This window comes from Candidatus Microthrix parvicella Bio17-1, assembly GCF_000299415.1.
Lineage (GTDB): Bacteria > Actinomycetota > Acidimicrobiia > Acidimicrobiales > Microtrichaceae > Microthrix > Microthrix parvicella.
Genome location: NZ_AMPG01000002.1, coordinates 965,435 through 985,607, shown reverse-complemented (window position 1 = coordinate 985,607; position 20,173 = coordinate 965,435). Strand labels below are relative to the sequence as shown.

Here is a 20,173-nt window from a genome sequence, read left to right as displayed (position 1 = left end):
AGTTAGGGTCACATTGGTGTAGTTTGGGTGGATGCCACGTGCTGGACAGTTGAAGCCCGAGTCGGATCGTCGTTTGTCGGATTTGGTGTCGGTGGGGGTGTTGATGAGGGCGTTCCCGCCAGATGCTGTTGATCGGGTGATCTTGGAGGCGGGTGCGAAGGAGCAACGCCACCGGGCGTTACCGGCGTGGGTGATGGCCTATTACTCGATGGGCATGGCCCTCTACGCGGACGGCTCGTATGTGGATGTGTTGGCGTTGTTGACCGACGGGTTGTCGTGGACTTCGGGGTGGGAGGACGCCTGGAAGTTGCCGACGAAGTCGGCGATCTCCCAGGCCCGTCAACGTCTTGGGTCCGCGCCGGTGGAGCAGTTGTTCCGTCAGGTGACCGGCCCGCTCGCAACGGTTGATACGCCGGGGTCGTTTTTGGCTGGCCGTCGTTTGGTCGCGATTGATGGGACCACGTTCGATCTTGATGACAGCCCGGCCAACGACGGGTTCTTTGGGCGGCCGGGGGTGAACAAAGGCGAACGGTCCGCGTTCCCCCAGGCCCGGGTTGTTGCGGTCGCTGAGTGTGGCACCCACGCGATGTTCGACGCGGAGATCGGTGTGTACTCGGCTGGTGAACGCGAACTGGCCGGGCCGTTGATCGACCGGCTGGCCCCGGACATGATGCTGCTCGCAGATCGCGGTTTCTACAGTGCTGCGTTGTGGCAACAGGCCGCATCGACCGGTGCGGATCTGTTGTGGCGGGTCTCGAAATCGATCAAACCCCGCCCGGTTGAGGAACTCTGCGACGGGTCGTGGGTCGTGGAGATCCGCCCACCGAAAACCCCTGGGATCAGCCGGGGCAAGGCGTTCCGGGTTCGGCTGATCGATTACACCGTCGACAACCATACCGGCCAAGAACCCTCGGAGATCCGGCTGTTCACCACCGTGATGGACCCGGGCGACATCGGAGCCCAAGAACTCGCTGTGGCGTACACCCAACGATGGGAGATCGAAACAGCTTTCGACGAGTTGAAAACCCATCAGCGCGGAGCGAGGGTGGTCCTCCGGTCGAGGTCGCCGGACATGGTCCACCAAGAGATCTGGGGGCACCTGTGTTGCCACTACGCCATCAGAACGTTGATGTGTGAAGCCGCCCACCACGCCGGCCGAGACCCGGACCGGGTCTCTTTCGTTGCTGCCATCAACATCGCTCGTGCCACCATCGCTCAACCGGGCGACTTTCCCCCCTCAGCACACTGAAAGCCGCTGGACCCAAGCAATCCGCAGGCTCGCCCACCGGCTCAACCCGCCCCGACGGCTCCGCACCAACCCACGGGTCGTCAAACGCAAATACGTCAGCTGGCACGTGTTGAGCGCCAGGTGGCCTGAGGATGGGGGCCTGGGTTTGGGACAGTTTGGGTGAGGATGGGGTGGTCCTCAGTGGAGTTGTCGTTGGTGTGGGGGGTGGTTGAGGCTGGCCGGGTCCTGGACGCGCAAGGGCCCCCTCGTCAATCTCTTGGCCGAGCAAAACGAGAGGGCCCTTCACAATCGGTGCGGAGCACCAACGTTGTTGACTGTAGGGAACGATCGTGTTGCCGTCGAGGCGGCTCTGTGTTCGGGCGGGTTGGTGTGTCCCGGGTGCAGGGGGGTGTTGGGCCCGTGGGGGTCGGCGCGGCCCCGCCCGATCCGTGTCAATGGCGGGCAGGTGACCGTTGAACCGCGCCGGGCTCAATGCCGAGGATGCCTGGTGACACACGTGTTGTTGCCGGCGATGTGTTTGTTGCGTCGCCGTGATGGGGTCGAGCAAATCGGCTCGGCGTTGTTGGCGTTCGGTGATGGTGGGGGTCACCGGTCGATCGCTGACCGGTTGGGGGTTCCTGCGTCGACGGTGCGGGGCTGGTTGCGCCGCTTCAATGCGAAAGCCGCGTTTCTGGCTGGGCAGTTNCTGTTATCTCGATAACGGGTCGCCGTTTGTGTCTGCCCAGTTCGGTCGGGCTCTCGCCAATCTCCCGGCGGGTTCACCGGGTTTGGAGTGCCACAATCGGATCCCCATCTTGGCGAGAGCCCGACCGAACTGGGCAGACACAAACGGCGACCCGTTATCGAGATAACAGCCCGTCGGGACACCCCTTCGGGTGAGCCCCTCGCGGAGCGCGTTCCCGGCCCGAAGGGTGTCCTCGGCCAACGTCCATTTCCAGCCGACGATCAGCCTCGAGTGGTCATCGATAAACGCGAACAGGACCGGCTTGTGAGCCCCGGCGACAAGGAACCGGCCGTGCATCGCGTCACCGGTCCAGATCTCGTTGATCGTTGAAGCTTCGAACCGGCCGAACGCCCGACGTGTCGGGGCTTTGCGGTGCAGCCCGACCCGAACGAAATGGCGTTGCAACGTGCGTGCTGACACCACCATCTCCTCGACGGCAAGCAGCTCGACGATGTGGGCGGCGGTCCGCGCTGGTTGCTCACGGCGTAGCCGTTCAGCTGTTTCGATCACGACCGGTGGGATCTGAGGTGCCCGGGCCCGTTCTGTGGGCACCAGAGCGTCATAGCCGCCCGCGAGCCACAGGCGGATCCAACGATCCAACGTCGAACGCCCAACGGTCACCCGCTGGCCTGTCGGGCCGACGTGTTCACGGGCCGCCAGACGGCGGACCAGCGCCCCGCGTTCGGTTGGGGACAGCTCGGGGTCAGCAGCCTCTCTGATCAGCGAGTAACGAAACAACGCAATGTCGCGGCGGTGGTTGTCTTCCATGTGGGGAGGGCCCTTTCGTTGGTGTGGGCCCAGGTTTGCCGGTCAGCTGTTCGCCTGAAAGGGGGAGTTCGTGTTGCTCAACAGCCTCCCGCCGGAAACAGCCGAGACGAAGAACCAACGGTTGCCGGGACCGAACCGACGGACCGCCGCAGCAGCGGCCACACCAACGGCTTCCAACACTTTGCGGGCCGGGGAACCCCTCCCCCGGATATGGCCCAACGACGGGTCCAACCGGCGGGCCACCGCCACAAACTGCCCAGCCAGAAACGCGGCTTTCGCATTGAAGCGGCGCAACCAGCCCCGCACCGTCGACGCAGGAACCCCCAACCGGTCAGCGATCGACCGGTGACCCCCACCATCACCGAACGCCAACAACGCCGAGCCGATTTGCTCGACCCCATCACGGCGACGCAACAAACACATCGCCGGCAACAACACGTGTGTCACCAGGCATCCTCGGCATTGAGCCCGGCGCGGTTCAACGGTCACCTGCCCGCCATTGACACGGATCGGGCGGGGCCGCGCCGACCCCCACGGGCCCAACACCCCCCTGCACCCGGGACACACCAACCCGCCCGAACACAGAGCCGCCTCGACGGCAACACGATCGTTCCCTACAGTCAACAACGTTGGTGCTCCGCACCGATTGTGAAGGGCCCTCTCGTTTTGCTCGGCCAAGAGATTGACGAGGGGGCCCTTGCGCGTCCAGGACCCGGCCAGCCTCAACCACCCCCCACACCAACGACAACTCCACTGAGGACCACCCCATCCTCACCCAAACTGTCCCAAACCCAGGCCCCCATCCTCAGGCCACCTGGCGCTCAACACCTGTTCGCCCAGCCAGGCCGGCAGTCGAGTGAGTTCCGAAGAGCACTGTGGCGAGACTGGTTTGCATTCGATGACTGGTCTCTGCGTGACGGAAGTGGCGAGGTGACATCGAAGGCATCCACGTCGACAGCTACCTGCCGCACCAGTCCGAACTCGGAGACAAGCTACGCCTGAAGGTCGAGGTGCTCGCAGCCCACACCGACGATCTTGGGCATGGCAAGTGGCGCCTGCGCACCATCACCGCTTTCGAGCTGCTCGTACCTCCAGCTGGCCTGAACAAGCAGCAACGCAGGCAGATCGGCCGGACGCGGCGGGACTGGGACGACGCTGTCTCTGATGTCGTGGCCCCGATTGAACGCTCGCGGCCAGAAGTGCTGCTTCGGCGGGGGTGCTGACGAGGCGACGACGTCAGCTTCCATGCCATGGCAGACGACGTCGTGGTCAATCCTCCCGCCTTTACCGGCGAGCCAAGGCGACGCGGAGGACGGCCACCATTGGGGGAGGGAGCGTCCCGGGTCGCCCAAGTCCGCTTGTCTGCAGCCGACTACGAGGCGGTTGTCCGGGCGGCAAAGTCCCGGAGTGAGTCGCTCAGCGAGTTTCTCCGTCGTGCGGCCCTAGAGGCCACCCGGGTGACCTGATACACCGACACTGCATCCCGTCCAAGGCTTGATGTCGAGTCCACCTGGCCAGGAGGTGGTGCCGGAGACCTCGTCGGCGGAGACACGGCCGAACGTGTCGGCCAGCACCTACATCGAGTCGGGATCGCTCGGGTCGGTACCAATTTCGACCGCCATACGTTCCAGCCCGTCCCGGCGTGGCGGGGGAACCAAGTCGAGGTCGCCGGGCGAAGGGTGATCGTGGTCGTCGTAATCGTGGTCGTGTGCGTCAATCGTGGCCAGGCATTCGGCCGTCACCGACGCGGGCCACCCCTTGTGGCGATGACAGAACTTGACCCACTCGCTGAGCACCGGGTTGAGGAACTCGTCGGCCTCGAGGTTCTCTGTCGCCACGTCGCCAAAGCGGAGCAAGAACCCCTCGACCACCATGGGCGACCAGCGGTATCGATCGCCGCCGGCAAAGCGCTCGCTGTAGTGGATGAACAGCTCGCAGAACTCGCCGACATCGTGGGCAAAGCCGGGATCGCCTTCGAACCCGATGGCGGCGGCGACCCCGTCGGCGTTGAGGAAGTCGCGGATCATTGCCTCCTGCACCTCATCGTTCGCCGGGGTCGGTTCCGGCGGCTCGATCGACGGCAGGCCCGCCAGCGTCTGTTGGGCAAGCGGGGCGTACACGAAGTAGTCGTCGGCGATCGGGCGGTCCTCCAACACCTCGGTCATGGCCATGGCCTCGAGGAGACGCCCGACGACCTCCTCGACCGGCATGGGCTCGATGTGGCGGATCACGTCGGTCCGACAGGCCGGCTCGTCCGGGTCGGCGGGCCATGGGGTGCCGGGCGTGAACCAACTCCGGTACTCATCCATGGGGGTAACGATGAACTCCACTGCGAACGGCCCATCCTCAACGGCGATGCTGCCGAAGAGCACCTGGTCGGGCCACCCGCCGGGCCAGTGCAGCTCGACGCCCACGCACGACAGATCCCCCAGGTCGTCGTAGCTGTGCCACCCACCCGACGCAGTGGCGTTCCACACAGCGTCGGCCCAGTCGGGCCGGCCGACCTTGGCCTCCAACTGCGCCACCCGCACTTCCAGCTCCGGCCGAGCCTCCTCGGTGCAGAACGGCAGGCAGGGGCGGATGCAGTCGACATACCGCGCGTCGGGAGCGAGCCGTTGACTCTCGGTCAGTGCGAAGGCGACGGTAGTCAACATCTCGTCGGCGGCTCCCGGCGGGCCCTCGCCCAGCAACTCGCTCGGCCGCAGCCCGGTTTCTCCGCCAGGCATGGGATCATCGTCGGCGATCAGATTCACCAGGCCGACCAACTCACAGGCCAAGAACTCGACATCGGCAGGATGGTCGTCTCGCAGAGGGCTGAGCTGTGACGCGAACGTCGCGAACAGGTTGATGGCGGCCGCCTCGGGGGAGCCATCGTCCGAGTCCGGCATGGCCGCAAGCGGCGAGTTTCGTGCGAATGGTCCGGCCGGTTGGAGACCGTCGCCGTCGCCGGGGGGAGTGCCCGGCCCACTCTGTTGGGGTTCATCTTTTTGGCGTCTCGGCATGGACCGATTCTGTCAGCCGGCGTCCGTTTGGTGCGAGGGCGCTGGACCGAGGGGCGACCCGTTGGGGATCAACTCCAGTCGTTGAGTTCGGCGAACGCCGCCAGGGCGTCGCCGGCCAGGTCGTAGATGTACCTCCGGTTCCCGTCGGCATCGAGTAGCTCGCGAACTCTGGCGGTCTTGGAGGTCATCGAGCCCTTGGACACGCTGGGAAACGCACCGTCGACTCTTCACCGCCGCCCTTGTCCGGGTCGATGGAGCACCACAGGTGTGTCGCCGTAGACGGCCTCGATCTGGTGGGGGTGGGAGTCGACCTTGCTGGAGGTGAGCACCAGGTGAGCGTGATGGCCTGATCACCGTGCCCGAGGCTGAGATGACCGTGACCGACCCCACCCGACTCAATCTCGTCAGCGACCAGCATCGATCTGGCCCACCAACATTCTGGGAACTCGGGTCGGGCTACCGCGTGCCGGCCTCGAGCGTGACGGCGCCGGCCCGGTTGCTCAGGGAGGAGCCCCGGCGGCCCATGCGGATGGGATCACGATCGAGTCCGTTGGTGAGGTAGACGAACGACAGTCCAGAGGCCGGGTCGGCCCAGGCGACCTGACCTCCCGCTCCCATGTGCCCAAACGCCGCCGCCGACACCGTGCGGCCGAACCCTCGTAGGGCCGAGCAGCCATCATCGCCGGCGAGCAACAGGCCCAGCGTTCGGTTGGCCGTCACACCCACCATTGGGTCGGTGAAGGTGCACAGGACCTCACGGGTTCCCGCTGCAAGCACGCCGGGGTCCCACATCCGACCGGGGTTCGCCATGACGGCCTGCAGGAACATCGCCAACTCGGCCGCCGTGCCGACCGCTCCACCGCCGGGGACGCCGACCCTTCGACGGGCCACGCCGTTGAACTCCAGCAGGTGCTCCTCGGCGACGTTTCCCAGTTCGGTCAGGTCGAGCCCGGCGATACCCGTGGCCGATTCGATCTGTTCGGAGGTCGGAGGTTCACCGACGGCCACCAGGCCCTGGATGTCGCTCTGGGACTCCTCGGGTACGCCGAGCCGCAGCCGACTGAGCCCGAGGGGCTCGGTCAGCCGTTCGTGGATGAACCGGCGGTAGTCGGTGCCGGTGACTCGTTCGAGAATCTCGGCAAGTACCCAGTGGGCCGCCGCCGAGTGGTACTCGAAGCGGCTGCCCGGCTTCCAGTTGAGCCTCCAGCTTGAGAAGCGTTCCAAGCGCCTGGCGCGGTCCTCCCAGTCGTCGGGGGAGAACGGAGCGGAGGGAAACCCGGCCGTGTGAGTCAACAGTTGCTCGACGGTGACGACCTCCTTCCCGTTGGTGGCGAACTCGGGCACGACCTGGGCGACACGGGTGTCCCTCGACACCAGGCCCTCGCCGATGGCCAACCACAACGCACCAGCCATCAGAATTTTGGTGCAGCTGAACACCACGAAGCGGTCGTCGGGCTGGGCCGCACCGAGCGTTCGGTACGCGACCAGCCGGCCGTTGTGGGCCAGCGCCAGCTGACAGGAGGGCAACAGGCCCGACCTAATCTCTCGATGGGCCCGCTCGATCAGTTCGTCAACCAACGACGCCGGCACCCCGGCCTCGCTCGCCTCGGCGGCCAAGAGACCGGTGGTGCAGTCGATGTGGCGATGGCCCATGAGATCCTTCGGTAGTCGCGACCGTTAGAGGTCGGCGACCTGTGCGAGGGGTTCTGGTTCGGCCTGGGCATCACCGTCGGCCTCCTCCCCGACGATCCCCGCTGAGCGCATCGAGGTCATCACGAACTCGGGCACACCCCCGGACCAGAGGTAGCCCACGTGGTTACCGCCGTACCAATAGATTTCGGGCTCGTCCCAGTGCGCCCAGAGCCGGTGGGCCTGGGTGGGTCGGGCGAGACGGTCGCCCAGACCACCGTAAATGAAGCGCCGTTCGTGGGGGACCAGCGGGGCGAACGACAGCGGGGACACCACCCGGTGCACGGCCTCGGCGTTACCTCCCAGGATTCGGTGCTCGATCGCCCGCAACCGGATATTGGTGGGGCTGTGGCTCTGGATGAGTTCGGGGAAGTCGACCACCGGGATGCCCGCAACGACCGCGTCCAGGTTGGGATCGAGCCCGGCCAACAGCGACACCATGTAGGCGCCCAATGACACGCCGTAGAGACCGATCGCCGGCGCGTCCTGTTGTCGTACCCAGGAGAGGAGCCGGCGAACGTCCCACACGCCCTGAGAGAGGCCATGTACGGTATTCATTAAGTCGAACGACAGGAACGACTCACCGCTGATCCGAGAGATCTTGCGGGCACCGTGCAGCGGCATGACGGGCAGCGCCACGTTGACCCCGAGCTCACGGTGCATGCGCATCGCGTGCAGCCCGATGAAGTCCATGAACGCAGAACCGCAGGCGAAGCCGTGTACGGCGACGACCCATGGCCGGGGGGCGCCGGGGTGGCGGAGGACGACGGCCGACGCCGTGCGGTTGGCCTCGTAGCCGGCCCAGCGCTCGGCGCCCGGCTCCTCCGTCCGCGGTGACCAGCCGCTCGGGAACAACAGCCGCTCGTAGGACTGGCCGAGCGCCCAACCCTTTTTGAACGCAGGTTCGGTCAGATCGGGAGGGAGACGGTGATAGGAGGCGGGATCGTCGAGCCAGCCCCTCGTGGCGAACAACTCACCGGCGTCGGTGAGTTCGCGGCCGACCCGGTGGTAATCCGCGCGGGTCGGGAAGGCGTTGGGACCCATGGCGATGGCCAGGATCGCCTCGTCGATGGCCACCTGGGCGGCGAAGGCCGGTGAGATGCGGGGAACCGGCAACCCGGGTTCGTCGGCCCCGATCTTGCGCACCAGCGTCTCGCCGACCACCTTGGCGGTGCGAGGCGCCGCGACCAGTGCCCGTGTGGGCGCGTGGCGGGCCAGTTCCCGCTCCACATTGCGGTAGTGGCGGCCGGCGGCCCGCCAGGCTGCGCCTGGGGTATCGAGTAGGGCGTTACCCATCGTCGTTCTCCTCGGTGTTGACCTGGTCGGCCAGCCCGGCCAGTTCCTGAATCGCTTCCACAAATCCCACGCCGACCGCCTCGACGTCGTCGACCAGGTCGGGGCAGGCGATCACCCCGACGTTGAGCTCGTCGGATTGGCTGAGCACCGTGATGTTGAGGCCGTTGTTGGTGATCAGCGGACCCATCGGATAGGTGGCCGTCACCGTGGCGCCCCCCAAATACAGCGGGATCGGTGGTCCGGGGACGTTCGAGATCACCAGGTTGAACGGCGACGGGTGGATACCGCTGATCCCCAGGCTCGAGTAGGCCTGCGCCGTACCATGGATGAGCGCAGAGGACGTGAGGTCCACCCAGTCGGCAAACAGATCGGGACCAACCGCTTTCGGCGTGGCCTTTGCCTCTGCGGTGTAGGCGCGGATCGTCTGGAGTACCTCGACCGGATCGGTCAGATGCACCGGCAATGGCACCATGAGGTTGGCCGTTCGGTTCCCCAACCTGCCATCGTCGGACTCGGTGCGAACCGACATGGGGACCGAGGCCACCAGCGGCCCGGACGGAAGCGCATCCCGGTCGACCAGGTAGCGGCGAAGCGAGGCGGTCGCCGCGGCAAGCACCACGTCGTTCACCTTGGTGCCAAAGGCTGTGCGGGTGCGGCGGAGATCGTCCAGGCGACACTGGGTGAGCGACATGGCCCTTCGCTCGGTGAGCCGACCGTTGAACGGGGTGGACGGCGCGAAGAGCGGTGTGCCACCGGCAACCTGCCGCGAGATCGCCGAGCGGGCCGCCCCGGTCACCGCCCCAGCCGAGCGCACCAGCGTGGAGGGCAGACGCCGGGTCCTGGCCAGGGCCGCACCCAGCGCGTCGGCGACCAGGTCGCCGGAGCTGGGTGACGGCTTCGGGCTCCACTCGTGCTCGGGTGGAGCAACGGCATCGCCCTCCGGCGACAGGTCGAACAGCGAGGCCATCAGTTCCCCGCCGGCTGCCCCATCCATCAAGGCGTGGTGGACCTTCGAGACCAGCGCCACCGTGCCATCGGCGAGGCCGTCGACCAACCACATCTCCCACAGGGGACGGTCCCGGGGCAACGGTTGGCTTGCCACCTCACCGGCAAAGGCGGCGAGCGCCCTCATGTCGCCGGGGCTCTCGAGGGTGTGGTGAGCCACATGGCGGTCGAGGTCGAAGTCGGGATCCTCGATCCAGCGGGGGTGATCCAGCGCGGCCGGCACCGGGAGCATGCGGCGTCGGAACGGCTCGATGAGATGGATGCGTTCCTCCATCACGTTGGTCACCCGGTCGATCGTCCACCCGTCGACGCCCGTCGTGTCGAGCACCAGCACCCCGACCACGTGCATCATCATCGTCGGGGTCTCCGCCTCAAGAAACAGGGCGTCGGCACCGGTGATTCGTTCCATCAGTTCTCCTCGGCGACGCCGACCGCCCACCGGTAGTCGGGCTTTCCGCTGGGTTGTCGAACGATCTCGTCGACCACCACCAGATCTCGGGGCAGCTTGTAGGAGGCGAGGTCGGCTTGGCCGTGCCGGCGCAGGTCGTCGAGACTCACGCTGCGGCCGGCACGTGCGGAGGCGACGGCGACCACCCGGTGACCCCACCGATCGTCGGGCACGCCGACCACGACCACGTCCTCGATGTCGGGATGCCCCAAGAGGACAGTCTCGACCTCCTCCGCATAGACCTTCTCACCGCCGGTGTTGATGCACTGGGCGGAGCGGCCCAGCAGTTCGATGGTGCCGTCGGAGGCGATGGTGGCCTCGTCGCCTGGCAGCGACCAGCGCACGCCGTCGACCTCCACGAACGTGGCCGCCGTCTTGGCGGGGTCGCCGTGGTAGCGAAGGGGGACCCGCCCTCCACGGGCGAGGAGCCCGATGACGCCGGACCCCGGTTGCACCGGACGAAACTCATCGTCGAAGACCGTCGTGTGCTCGTTGGCCGTCAGCCTCGGGGCGCCGAATGGGTCGGCCTCGGGAGGCTTTCCCCCAAGCTGGCCGGTCTCGGATGCACCAAAGGCATCGACGATCACCAGATCCTTGAACCGCCCCCTGAGACGTGACTTGGTGGATGGAGACAGGATCGCTCCGCCCGATCCGAGCGCCATCAACGAGGACAACTCGTCGTCGCCACCAAACTCATCCAAATGATCCAGAAGGGGCCGGGCCATGGCGTCTCCGACGATGACCAGGATGTTCACGCCCTCGTCCGCCACCAGGCGCCAAATGGCGGCGGGATCGAACGTTCCACCCGGCGACAACACCAGTTTGCCGCCACCAAAGAACGTGTGGAAGGCGAGCCACTGGGCACTGGCGTGCATCAGCGGCGGCACCGGCAGCTCGACAAGACCCGGGCTGAGCACCCGATCGGCGAGTTCGCCGGGCTCGGCGATGACGTTGCCGAACTGCATCGGGTCGCCGCCTCCCATGGCGGCAAAGAAGATGTCCTCATGGCGCCACAGCACACCCTTTGGCATGCCCGTCGTGCCACCCGTGTAGACGCAGTAGAGATCGTCGGCCGAGCGTGGGCCGAAGGACGGCTCAACGCTCGAGGATGCCAGGGCGGCCTCGTAGTCCTCGCCGATGGGTGGGGCGTCGGTTCCGTCGTCGACGTCGAGCACCACCCGGGCATCGGCGATGGCGTCGAGCGCCCCACCCGCCGCCTCGCCGAAGCGTCGGTGCACGATGAGGCCCACCAGCCCGGCGTCCTCGTAGAGGTACCGCAACTCGGCGCTGACATAACGCCAATTGATGTTGACCGGCACCGCCCGCAGCTTGAAACAGGCGAGCATCGCCTCGATGTACTCGGTGCCGTTGGACAGGTGCAGGCCGACGAAGTCGTCACGGCCGACGCCCGCTGCGGCGAGGTGATTGGCCAGGCGGTTTGCCCGGTCGTCGAGCGCTCGGTAGGTAAGTCGCCGGTCGCCTGCGACCAGGGCGTCGGCCTCGGGCACCGTGGCCACCACGCTCTCGAAGAGATCGGCCAAGTTGAACTCCACGCCGGGGCCTCCTTGAGGTTTGGCCACCATGGTGACCGTCGCTCGACTATACCAATATGGGTGAAGCCGACGGATGGCGAGGGAAGCCGTCTCGGACTCGGCACTGATGCTCACACGTCGAAAGGGGGGCGACCTGGTGGAGGAGATCAGCGGGCTCGACACACGGTTCCTGTACTCGGAGACTCCCACCGCGCACATGCACACGCTGAAGATCGTGGTGATGAACGTGGCGGGCAGCCCCATCACGGTGTCGCTCGACATGTTCATCGACGCGCTGGAGAAGCGGCTGGACCGCATGCCGGCGCTGCGCCGACGCCGGGTGGCCATCCCGCACCGGTTGAGTCTCCCGGTGTGGGTTGAGGACGCCAACCTCGACGTCTCGGCACACATCGACTGGCGGGTCGCCCCAGCCCCCGGCGGCAATCGCGAGCTGGCGGACGCCGTGGCCGACGTGGCGGCGATCCCCCTCGACCCAGACCGCCCGCTGTGGCACATGACCGTGGTGGACGGCCTGGCGGACGACCGCATCGCCGTGATCGTCAAGCTGCATCACGCCGTGGCCGATGGCGGAGCAGCGGTCGCCATGCTGCTGAATGCGTTCCTCACCGACCAGTCGGACGCGATCGTTGTCCCGGCAGACCCCGAGCCCGAACCCTCCCGGCGGGAACTGTTCGGTTTCGCCGCCAGGTCGCGGGCCCGGCAGGTGCGACACCTACCGACCCTGGGACGGGAGATGTACACCGGCATGCGAGCGGCACAGCGGGCCGCCCGCGAGTCCGACGGGGCGATCGCCATGCCGTTTGATTGCCCCCGCACGCCGCTGAACGTGTCGCTGAGCGCGCAGCGCACCTTCGCCATGGTGGACCTGCCCATCGGCGACCTTCTGGACATCAAGCGTTCGTGTAACACCACACTGAACGTGGTGTACCTCGTGTTGTGCGGCGGCGCGGTGCGCCGCTACCTCCTGGGGCTTGGTGCGCTACCCGACAAGTCGTTGATGGCTGGGGTTCCGGTGGGAACGAGGATCGATCCAACGAGGCTGAGCGGCAACCACTTCGACAACATGTACGTGCCGCTGCGCACCGACCTGGCCGATCCGGTCGCCCGGCTGCGGGCGGTACACGCTGCCTCCTCGAAGGCTCGCGGAATCCGGGCGGCGATGGGTCACGAGATGCTGGAGCGGCGGGCCGCACTCACTCCGCTGCACCTCTATCCACTGGGTCTGCGACTGTGGGCCCGCAGCAAGCTGGCCGATCGGGTCCGACCTCCGATCAACCTGGTGGCCTCCAACGTGGCCGGACCTCGGGAGGCCCCCGAGAGCGAGGGTGGGGTCATCAGCGCGCTGTACTCGGTCGGACCCATCCTGGAGGGTATTGGGTTGAACATCACCGCCTGGAGTTTCTGCGACAAGTTGGGTGTCTCGGTGCTGGGATGTCCCGCGAGCCTGCCCGACCCCTGGGCACTGACGACGCAGTTCGAAGCGGAGTTGCACGATCTCCGGCAGCGACTCGGCTGAGCGATGAGTTTGCGTTGGTGCTCACCGGTCGCCAGTTGGCTCATCTAGACGAGCTGAACGATGGAGCTGGTGGCCCCGTAGGCCGCAAGAACGATGAGCAGAACCACGAGGTCGGTGGTCAACTTGGCGGCGGGTACCCGGTCGGCGATGCGTTTGCCCAAGACCTTGCCGATGATCGCAAACGTCAGGAACGGCAGGGCGTCGGCCCAGAGGATGTCGAGCGATCCGGCACGAAGCCCGAGTGCCATCGCCGAATTGATGGCGATGACCACCAGCGACATGCCCACCGCGTCGGGCATCGTAAAGGCCATGGTGAGCACCAACGCCGGGACGATGAGGTCCACGGCCTGGTTGGCGGCCGTGCCCAGGCAGCTCCCCCCGATGGCCACTTCCCGGGTGACGGCGAGCCGATGGCCGCCTACGAGGTCAGCCGCCACACCGTCCGCGACGCAGTACGGAGGCTCTCCGACTATGGCCTGGGCGACTTCAGCCGCACCGCCCTCTATGCCGAGTTGGCCGAGCGCGTCGGCGTGCAGCCGTGTTCCGGCTGGGAGCGCATCCATCCCGAACTCCCCACGCCGGACCAACGCAAGGCGCTGGGGATACGGGCCAAGCAGCCGGTGTTTGCGATCGAGCGGGTGACCTACGGGCCCGACGCCGCCCACCCCATCGAATGGCGTCACAGCATCGTGCGCGGCGACAGCTTCGCCTTCGTCGCCCGTTGGGACTCCCGGGATCAGGGCACGTCTGGCGCCATGGAGGCCGAGGTGCTCGATCCCGGGTAAGGCGTGATCTCTGCGAAAGATGTAGCCGGCTACGGCCAGGCGTGAACAGTTGGGGCGGTAGGTCCGACGACCTTCGCCAGATGCCCAATATCGGAGACGTCGCCAGTCAGCACGTCGTGTCCGAGCCGCAGGGCTGTGATGACGAGGTGCGCGGCCACCACGTCGTTCGTTCCTGACGCCTCGAGAATGAGTCCAACAGCGACACCGTTGTCGAGTGCGTGGGTGGTGACCGCACTCGAAAGAAGGCGTGCGAGCCGAGCTTGCCGGGCGCCGTTTCTCCAGACCTGAGCGACAACTGGATGGGTGGTGTGGAGCGCCCTGCCTGCACGCTTCGCCGCCTCCAGAAAGCTCCTCGCCGCTTCGTCCCCCCGGTCGACCGAGATCAGGAATCCAGCGTCCAGAATCACAGGTTGTATCGCTCGCTCATCGCCTCGACGGCCGCCTCATCCACCGGACCATCCTTCGCCTCCCAGTCAGCCAAGAACGAGCGAAGGGCTTCCTGACGGTCTTGCTCGACTGCGAGCTCCCGCAGTGCGTGCCGAATGGCGCCCGAACGTCCGTTGTATTCCAACGCGAGCCGATCCAGGATCCGCTCGTCGGCCTCGTCGAGACGGACGGTGGTCGTAGCCATGCCAGAGGTGTACTACGCGCGTGCTACGTGCGCTCCCCGTTGCCGCATGAGTGAGCGGCCAGCGGCCCTTTCCCATGCGACTTAGTCGGACTAGACTAACTGAGTGGTTGTGAACGTACATGAGGCCAAGACGCACCTCTCTCGCCTGCTCGAACGAGTTGAGCAGGGGGAGCGAATCGTTCTCGGGCGCAATGGCCGACCCGTGGCTCGTCTGGTGCCCTACGTCGATGAGCGCCAGCCTCGGCGTCCCGGCGCGCTGAAGGGCCAGATCCGAATAGCGGACGATTTCGATGACACGTCGAGCGAGATCATCGAGTCGTTCGAAGGCATCGGGGACTCGTGAGGTTGCTGGTCGACACGCACGTGTGGCTGTGGTGGCTTGCCGGAGAGCCACTCTCCAAGAAGGCCGCCGACCTCGTTGCCGATCCCGTCAACGAGGTGTGGCTGAGTTCGGCGTCGGTGTGGGAGGCCGCCATCAAGGCGTCGCTCGGCAAGCTGGACGTTCCCGAAGGTGCGCTGGATGCGTCGCTGGGGTTCGATGAGCTCGCCATCAGGTGGGCCCACGCCGAGGCGGTGAAGGAGCTGCCGCTCCATCACCGCGACCCGTTCGATCGCATGATCATCGCTCAGGCACAGGTTGAGTCGATGACCGTTGTCACCCGCGACCACCAGTTCGACGCCTACGAGGTACAACTCGTCGCGGCGTGAGCGATGACGGCCTCCCGTGGGCGTCTTGGGTCATGGCGACTGCAAGACTCGGCAAGGGAGGTCGCATGGATTGCGCACGATGCAAGGCAACGGTTGAGTCGGGCTCGCGTTTCTGTGGCTTTTGCGGCGCACCCGCCGCGGTTGAGGCGCGGCTGAACTGGGATGACCCAAAGTTGGCGGTGGCGTCGGATCCGCCACTGCGTCGCACCTACCGGCTGCTCCAGAGCTGGTACCGGGAACACGTTCTTGGCGCCGACTACGGATACACGCACGGCAAGACCACACGTCCGGTTGGCAGCTTGCTGGCACCTGATGCGGTGGCCAGCGACCGGGCGTTGAACTTCTTCGACGACCGGTCGATCCTTGACTATGTCGACCATCGGTTGCCCGAGGTTCAGGCGGAATCCGGCACCCTTGAAGAACACCGGCTTCGTCACAACATGTTGTCGTCGATGCCGATGGCGTTCAGCTTTGTCGCCGCGCTCCGTCAGGCCGAGGACCGTGCCCGCATCGTGTCGCAGTTGTTCGGAGTCGACTGCGCCGAGGTCATCGAGGTGTTCGCTGAGTGGACACCCAACCGGCCGTCAGCTGAGCTCCTGAACGATCGCACTGCGTTCGATGCAACCATCCTGTACCGCTCATCGACCGGAACGACCGGGCTCATTGGGATCGAAACGAAGTACACCGAGCCGCTGTCGCAGCGGAAGTACCTCAAGGATCGGTACGTCCAGGTCACCAACGACTGCGGCTGGTTCCGGCCAAGCGCCGAAACGGCTCTGGTGGCCAGCAAGACCAATCAGCTCTGGCGCAACGCCATGCTCGCAGCGGTGAGCGAACGCTTGATTGTCGATGAGGCTCGATTGGCAATCATCGGGCTTGACCAGGACGCCAGCCTGTGGAAGTCGGCCGATGCGCTGACCGCGCAAATGGCCAAGCCCGAGCGGATTCTGTCTCGCACCTGGGAATCGGTGATCGAGTCGCTCAGTAGCAGCTCGATCGCGTCGTTTGCGGCGCTCTTCAACGGGCGCTACCTCGACACCAGCCCGCTCGATCGTGCCCAAGGAGGCTCCGCGGTTGCGTCGGTCGACAGCCGCTGCTGAGGGCAACGACGGTGGAGTTTCGTCGAGTGGCCCCGGTCAGGTAGTGGGCACCTTGAAAGTGCCGATGCGTGGTCGGTCTTGGTGCCGATGGTGTGGCGGGCGCTCAGCGACCCCACTCGCACCTTGGCGATACCTGCCGCCCCGCCCAACGACTTCGACCGCACCCTGGGTTGGTGGGCTCCGTGCATTGATCTCATGATCTATGAGCTTGGCTGGCAGTCTCCTGCTCGAGCTTTGACCAAATGGATGGGCGCGGGGCGGCCGCCCACGGACGTCCGCTTGTCGCTGATCGAAACCGTCTGGGGCCGGCATCTCGATGCCATGAGCCACTTCCTGTGGCATGGCCACGAAGAGTTTGAATGGCAAGCGGCTTCCTTGCTCAGCCTCGCACCGCTTCATCGTCCTGACAGTCCGCCGGAACTCCCTGTACTCACCGAAGCATCGACGACTGTCGGGAATCCGACCACAGGAGGGTCGGACCCACTGCATCTCACCAAGCATTGTTGGGATCCACTTGTACGAAATCCCTCCGGACCGGGCACGGTGAGCATAGGGACATTGAACTCCGACCCCCAGTGTCCGGGGCCGACGGTGAGATCCCAGAAGATGTGTAATCACCATGTTCTATAGTCGACCACCCCCAGACGCCAACTCATGACGGGCAATCGGAACTCCCGCGCGAGTCAGCGCTATCGGGTGAACGCACAACTTTAGATACACACGAGTATGTATCTGAACCCGAGGTGGATAGACGGATGGACACGGCCAGCCCAGCCTCCGGGTTGTTCCATTTGAGGCGTACCTCCTCCCCAAACTGACTTCCACCCTGGTAGCTGTCCAGTGCCTGACCATTAGCACGGGTGATTTGGAATCGGTCTGGCAGATCGATTGCTACAGCAGAAGCGGAGTTTGGTTGAAGCCTGGTATCCGCCGGAAACTGTAAAGACATTTCCCAAATGCCGCAGTTCTCAGAGAGTGAACCCGCCGCAGCCACGTTGTAGCCCTTCGAAAAGCCCTCTTCTATCAGTACGTCAGCGCTCACGCCACCTTTTTCGTAGACCTCAATGTTCCTTTCGATTGAGTAGGCAGCCGATGAGTCTTGGAAGCACGGTGAATCAACAGTGACACCAGCTCCACACTGGATTGAATCAACGCTCACTGGTTGGTCGGAACTATTGATCGCTGTTGCTGCAATACGCATCTCATCACCCCGCTTTAAGGTCTGGAGATTCCGCAACGCCAAGCCGTCCACATCGAAAGTGTGTTCGTTGGGACTGGCCGGTGGTATTTGAACTCGTTCGTCAGCGAAGACCTGAAACGACGAGATAGTCAGGAACGCTCCGAGTAGGCAGCAAGATAGCCACACCCAGGGCTTTGTGAATAGTGGCGCCAGCGGGTGGGTGTGGACTAGCTGCCGAATTGAGGTCCATAGTCCTAATGCGAAGATCCAAAATAGAACGACGCCTGTCGCCGCCATGAGAATGTACCACAACGTTGCGACGCCCGAGCGCGTACTTTTGGAAGAATAGAGCTGCACCACCAAGCCAGTAAACAAGGCACCGGCCGGGGTGAACATCCGAGCGATCGAACGGAAATCCACCAGGCTCGGTTTAGTCTGCCTCAGCCCGAGGCTGGTCATGACCGCTCTTGCTAACACTCGCGCCTTCGCAATCGGACCGTTGGGCCTGTCGCAAGAGAACATGGTCTGCCCGGTCGAGGGTTTGGTGGCGTTGTCACCACCCCGACGGGACGATTCATGGTCCGGCATGACGACTTCATTTCGGTCATTGTCCGGCATAGCGACTTCATTTCGGAAGCGTCTGGGCGAAGCCCAAGACAGGCTTCGTCGGTCCTTACAGCTATCATAGAGGCTCGTGGGCATCAGTGGACGACATTGTCTCAACGCAAAACGCCGCGTCGCGAGTTCATTGCCTCACGCAGGAACCACTGCGTATGGCCGGGCGTGGACGGAGGGCGAGTTCCAGGGGATGCTCCTATGAAGGTCAAGGGCTGATGTTGAAGTCTGCTCGGATGGCTTGGTAGACCTCGCGGACGATGTAGCGCTTGAGGCAGCGGATGATGTCTTGGGTGGATTTCTGTTCGGTTGCACGTCGGGCCCGGTAGGCGCGGGTGGTGTCGTCGTGTCTAGCCGGCAGAGGGTGATTCGGTAGAGTGCCGCGTTGGCGTGGCGCTCAACATCTCCCCGATTGAGGCGATGGCGTGTAGTCCGTCCTGAGGATGCCGGGACGGGGGCGACACCGCAGAGGTGGGCGAACGCTGCTGAGCTCTTGAGTCGTTCGGGGTTGTCGCCTGCGGTGACGAGGAGTTGCACGGCGACGTCTGTCCCGACGCCGAAGAGGTTCACCAGGGTTGGAGCGGTTGCTTCGACGAGGTAGCCGAGGTCTGAGTCGAGATCGGAGATTTCGTCGTCGAGGCTTCGGACCCGTCGGGCGAGGGTCTTGAGTGCTGCTTTGGTGGCGCCGGTGGTGCTGTCAAGGTGTCCTTCCCCGGTTCGTGGGACCCGGAATCAGACTCTCCGGTGTATCGGGTGCATTGGGGTGCGAGGGAACTCAAAGACGTGGGAGCGCTGGCTGGGTACGGCGCCGCAAAGGTCGCCGGTCCGGCGGCGCTCAAGAAGGCGGCCATGTCTGCCACAAAGTCAGGCGCGGCCAAACTCAGCGCTGTTGGTCCGATGCTCGCTGCCACCGGTCTCGCCAAGAATCCTTGGCACGTTGCGAAGAACCGCGTCAACAAGACAGGGGTCGTCTTGGCCGATCTGCTTGCTCGCACTGATTGTTGACCGCCAGCTTGGATGAGGATGGGCTGGACACTCATGGTGAGGATGGATTTGGGGTGTGCGTCCTCATCGGAACTGTCGTTGGCGGGTTCTCGGGCGCGACGAAGCAGACCGGGATGGGTGTCAGCCGGGTCTCCACCACTGCTTTGAGAGGGGCACGTTCGCGATCAGCAGCCAGCCGCCGGTGATGAACGACCCGATCTGCTGAAGGGTGCCGGTCAAGCCGGGCACCGGTGGGGCTGTTCCGAAGCGCCGCTTCCACGCGCATGCTGCACCGGCGACCGTGTGGACCATGCACGCCAGCGGCGTGTCGAACTTTGGAAGATGATCGGGCTTGTAGCGCTCCAGGTCGGACCGGAAGATTCTGGCTCGATTCGCGATGATGTCGCTATTGGCCCGTGCTCGACGCAGCCAGCCTCTGACCGTTGTGGCGGGCACCCCGACCTGTTCGGCTACCTTCCGGTGTCCCAGCCCCTGAGCGGCGGCGGCGAGGGCCGCCCAGACGGTCTCGATGCTGTCGGTGCGTCTCGGGAACGCCCGGACTGGGATGAACACGTGGGTGCGATCGCATTGACGGCAGCGTGCGCGTCGTGGGGTCACCGAGTCGGTGCCACCACCGAGAAGCCGCACCGGTCGGGTTCGTGCGGAGCCCCAGGGTTGGAAGAATCCCGAGCAGTCCGACGCTGGGCAGGGCTGGACGCCATCCGCGACGCGGGTGGCGGCGGCTTCGGGATCGAGCACGAACAGCAAAGAAGAGCATTCCTTGAGTGTGGCCGTCGAGACGGCCGGCGGGGAGGGCGAGTTCGTGTTGAAGCCTGACCTCCGATTGGCGTTCACCGCCAGAACGGTCGGTTCGTCCTGATTGCCCCTTCGCTCAGGGTGGACATGATGGTGAGGACGAC

23 protein-coding genes and 1 pseudogene are annotated in these 20,173 nt (G+C 65.2%); 9 read left to right on the top strand and 15 right to left on the bottom strand.

Annotated features, from left to right (window positions below; translation table 11 throughout):
• Positions 1-31 precede the first annotated feature (31 nt).
• Both MPARV_RS0112800 and MPARV_RS22805 read left to right on the top strand, forming a co-directional pair.
• On the top strand, positions 32-1,249 hold the full coding sequence (locus MPARV_RS0112800; RefSeq protein WP_012231293.1) for an IS4 family transposase: 1,218 nt from the start codon (positions 32-34) through the stop codon (positions 1,247-1,249).
• A 511-nt stretch (positions 1,250-1,760) separates the two neighbouring features.
• Positions 1,761-1,949: a helix-turn-helix domain-containing protein gene (locus tag MPARV_RS22805; protein WP_238538868.1), complete on the top strand. Its 189-nt coding sequence runs from the start codon at positions 1,761-1,763 to the stop codon at positions 1,947-1,949.
• Here MPARV_RS22805 and MPARV_RS0112790 read toward each other — a convergent pair.
• The 3 genes from MPARV_RS0112790 to MPARV_RS0112780 all read right to left on the bottom strand — a co-directional run bounded on the left by MPARV_RS0112790 (position 1,938) and on the right by MPARV_RS0112780 (position 3,988).
• Positions 1,938-2,741, bottom strand: coding sequence for a DDE-type integrase/transposase/recombinase (locus tag MPARV_RS0112790; RefSeq protein WP_020378532.1), 804 nt, complete (start codon positions 2,739-2,741; stop codon positions 1,938-1,940). The genes MPARV_RS22805 and MPARV_RS0112790 overlap by 12 nt on opposite strands.
• 42 nt (positions 2,742-2,783) lie before the next feature.
• Complete coding sequence (locus MPARV_RS0112785) at positions 2,784-3,188, bottom strand: helix-turn-helix domain-containing protein (RefSeq protein WP_012229955.1); 405 nt, start codon at positions 3,186-3,188, stop codon at positions 2,784-2,786.
• Positions 3,189-3,733: 545 nt separating this feature from the next.
• The gene (locus MPARV_RS0112780) at positions 3,734-3,988 is read right to left on the bottom strand and encodes a hypothetical protein (RefSeq protein ID WP_020378531.1); all 255 of its coding nucleotides are present in this window, start codon (positions 3,986-3,988) and stop codon (positions 3,734-3,736) included.
• 3 nt (positions 3,989-3,991) lie between these two features.
• Here MPARV_RS0112780 and MPARV_RS24810 point away from each other — a divergent pair, with 3 nt between their 5' ends.
• The gene (locus MPARV_RS24810; RefSeq protein WP_157789608.1) at positions 3,992-4,207 is read left to right on the top strand and encodes a hypothetical protein; all 216 of its coding nucleotides are present in this window, start codon (positions 3,992-3,994) and stop codon (positions 4,205-4,207) included.
• A gap of 108 nt (positions 4,208-4,315) precedes the next feature.
• Here the strand turns inward: MPARV_RS24810 and MPARV_RS22800 are convergent, their stop codons facing one another.
• The 6 genes from MPARV_RS22800 to MPARV_RS0112730 form a co-directional block, all read right to left on the bottom strand.
• The gene (locus MPARV_RS22800; protein ID WP_157789607.1) at positions 4,316-5,743 is read right to left on the bottom strand and encodes a hypothetical protein; all 1,428 of its coding nucleotides are present in this window, start codon (positions 5,741-5,743) and stop codon (positions 4,316-4,318) included.
• A 68-nt stretch (positions 5,744-5,811) separates the two neighbouring features.
• Entirely contained in the window at positions 5,812-5,946 is a 135-nt protein-coding gene (locus MPARV_RS25825; protein WP_020378529.1) for a hypothetical protein, read from the bottom strand.
• Positions 5,947-6,199: 253 nt separating this feature from the next.
• Positions 6,200-7,396, bottom strand: coding sequence for a serine hydrolase domain-containing protein (locus MPARV_RS0112745; RefSeq protein WP_020378527.1), 1,197 nt, complete (start codon positions 7,394-7,396; stop codon positions 6,200-6,202).
• Positions 7,397-7,420: 24 nt separating this feature from the next.
• Positions 7,421-8,728, bottom strand: coding sequence for an alpha/beta hydrolase family protein (locus MPARV_RS0112740; RefSeq protein ID WP_012228211.1), 1,308 nt, complete (start codon positions 8,726-8,728; stop codon positions 7,421-7,423).
• Positions 8,721-10,142, bottom strand: coding sequence for a WS/DGAT/MGAT family O-acyltransferase (locus MPARV_RS0112735; protein WP_031278519.1), 1,422 nt, complete (start codon positions 10,140-10,142; stop codon positions 8,721-8,723). Before MPARV_RS0112735 ends, MPARV_RS0112740 begins: the two co-directional genes overlap by 8 nt.
• The gene (locus tag MPARV_RS0112730; RefSeq protein ID WP_020378525.1) at positions 10,142-11,734 is read right to left on the bottom strand and encodes an acyl-CoA synthetase; all 1,593 of its coding nucleotides are present in this window, start codon (positions 11,732-11,734) and stop codon (positions 10,142-10,144) included. Before MPARV_RS0112730 ends, MPARV_RS0112735 begins: the two co-directional genes overlap by 1 nt.
• 106 nt (positions 11,735-11,840) lie before the next feature.
• On the opposite strand from MPARV_RS0112730, the gene MPARV_RS0112725 reads away from it, so the two are divergent.
• Positions 11,841-13,250 carry a wax ester/triacylglycerol synthase family O-acyltransferase gene (locus tag MPARV_RS0112725; RefSeq protein ID WP_157789606.1) on the top strand — a complete coding sequence of 470 codons (1,410 nt, stop codon included), beginning with the start codon at positions 11,841-11,843 and terminating at the stop codon, positions 13,248-13,250.
• 44 nt (positions 13,251-13,294) lie between these two features.
• Here MPARV_RS0112725 and MPARV_RS21325 read toward each other — a convergent pair whose 3' ends face one another.
• Positions 13,295-13,639: a TSUP family transporter gene (locus MPARV_RS21325; protein WP_012228199.1), complete on the bottom strand. Its 345-nt coding sequence runs from the start codon at positions 13,637-13,639 to the stop codon at positions 13,295-13,297.
• A gap of 21 nt (positions 13,640-13,660) precedes the next feature.
• On the opposite strand from MPARV_RS21325, the gene MPARV_RS0112720 reads away from it, so the two are divergent.
• Positions 13,661-14,035, top strand: a complete 375-nt coding sequence (locus MPARV_RS0112720; RefSeq protein ID WP_020378523.1) for a UTRA domain-containing protein — start codon at positions 13,661-13,663, stop codon at positions 14,033-14,035.
• 29 nt (positions 14,036-14,064) lie between these two features.
• On the opposite strand, the gene MPARV_RS0112715 is transcribed toward MPARV_RS0112720, so the two are convergent.
• Together MPARV_RS0112715 and MPARV_RS0112710 are read right to left on the bottom strand one after the other, a co-directional pair.
• A complete protein-coding gene (locus tag MPARV_RS0112715) occupies positions 14,065-14,442 on the bottom strand; it encodes a PIN domain-containing protein (RefSeq protein WP_012228195.1) in 378 nt (125 codons plus the stop codon).
• Positions 14,439-14,666: a ribbon-helix-helix domain-containing protein gene (locus MPARV_RS0112710; protein ID WP_020378522.1), complete on the bottom strand. Its 228-nt coding sequence runs from the start codon at positions 14,664-14,666 to the stop codon at positions 14,439-14,441. The genes MPARV_RS0112715 and MPARV_RS0112710 overlap by 4 nt, the downstream gene beginning before the upstream one ends.
• A 103-nt stretch (positions 14,667-14,769) precedes the next feature.
• Between MPARV_RS0112710 and MPARV_RS0112705 the strand changes: the two genes are divergently transcribed.
• The 3 genes from MPARV_RS0112705 (at position 14,770) to MPARV_RS0112695 (ending at position 16,474) form a co-directional block, all read left to right on the top strand.
• Positions 14,770-15,009: a type II toxin-antitoxin system Phd/YefM family antitoxin gene (locus tag MPARV_RS0112705; protein ID WP_020378521.1), complete on the top strand. Its 240-nt coding sequence runs from the start codon at positions 14,770-14,772 to the stop codon at positions 15,007-15,009.
• Entirely contained in the window at positions 15,006-15,374 is a 369-nt protein-coding gene (locus tag MPARV_RS0112700; protein ID WP_020378520.1) for a type II toxin-antitoxin system VapC family toxin, read from the top strand. The genes MPARV_RS0112705 and MPARV_RS0112700 overlap by 4 nt, the downstream gene beginning before the upstream one ends.
• Before the next feature lie 65 nt (positions 15,375-15,439).
• Positions 15,440-16,474, top strand: coding sequence for a PGN_0703 family putative restriction endonuclease (locus MPARV_RS0112695; RefSeq protein ID WP_157789605.1), 1,035 nt, complete (start codon positions 15,440-15,442; stop codon positions 16,472-16,474).
• Positions 16,475-17,126: 652 nt separating this feature from the next.
• Here the strand turns inward: MPARV_RS0112695 and MPARV_RS24805 are convergent.
• Together MPARV_RS24805 and MPARV_RS26090 are read right to left on the bottom strand one after the other, a co-directional pair.
• A complete protein-coding gene (locus MPARV_RS24805; protein WP_157789604.1) occupies positions 17,127-18,272 on the bottom strand; it encodes a hypothetical protein in 1,146 nt (381 codons plus the stop codon).
• Positions 18,273-18,477: 205 nt separating this feature from the next.
• A pseudogene (locus tag MPARV_RS26090) lies at positions 18,478-18,953 on the bottom strand (transposase); the annotation flags it as partial.
• A gap of 18 nt (positions 18,954-18,971) precedes the next feature.
• Here MPARV_RS26090 and MPARV_RS0112690 point away from each other — a divergent pair.
• Positions 18,972-19,274, top strand: a complete 303-nt coding sequence (locus MPARV_RS0112690) for a hypothetical protein (protein WP_157789602.1) — start codon at positions 18,972-18,974, stop codon at positions 19,272-19,274.
• Positions 19,275-19,394: 120 nt separating this feature from the next.
• On the opposite strand, the gene MPARV_RS22795 is transcribed toward MPARV_RS0112690, so the two are convergent.
• Positions 19,395-19,826 carry a helix-turn-helix domain-containing protein gene (locus tag MPARV_RS22795; protein ID WP_238538860.1) on the bottom strand — a complete coding sequence of 144 codons (432 nt, stop codon included), beginning with the start codon at positions 19,824-19,826 and terminating at the stop codon, positions 19,395-19,397.
• Positions 19,827-20,173: the final 347 nt, after the last annotated feature.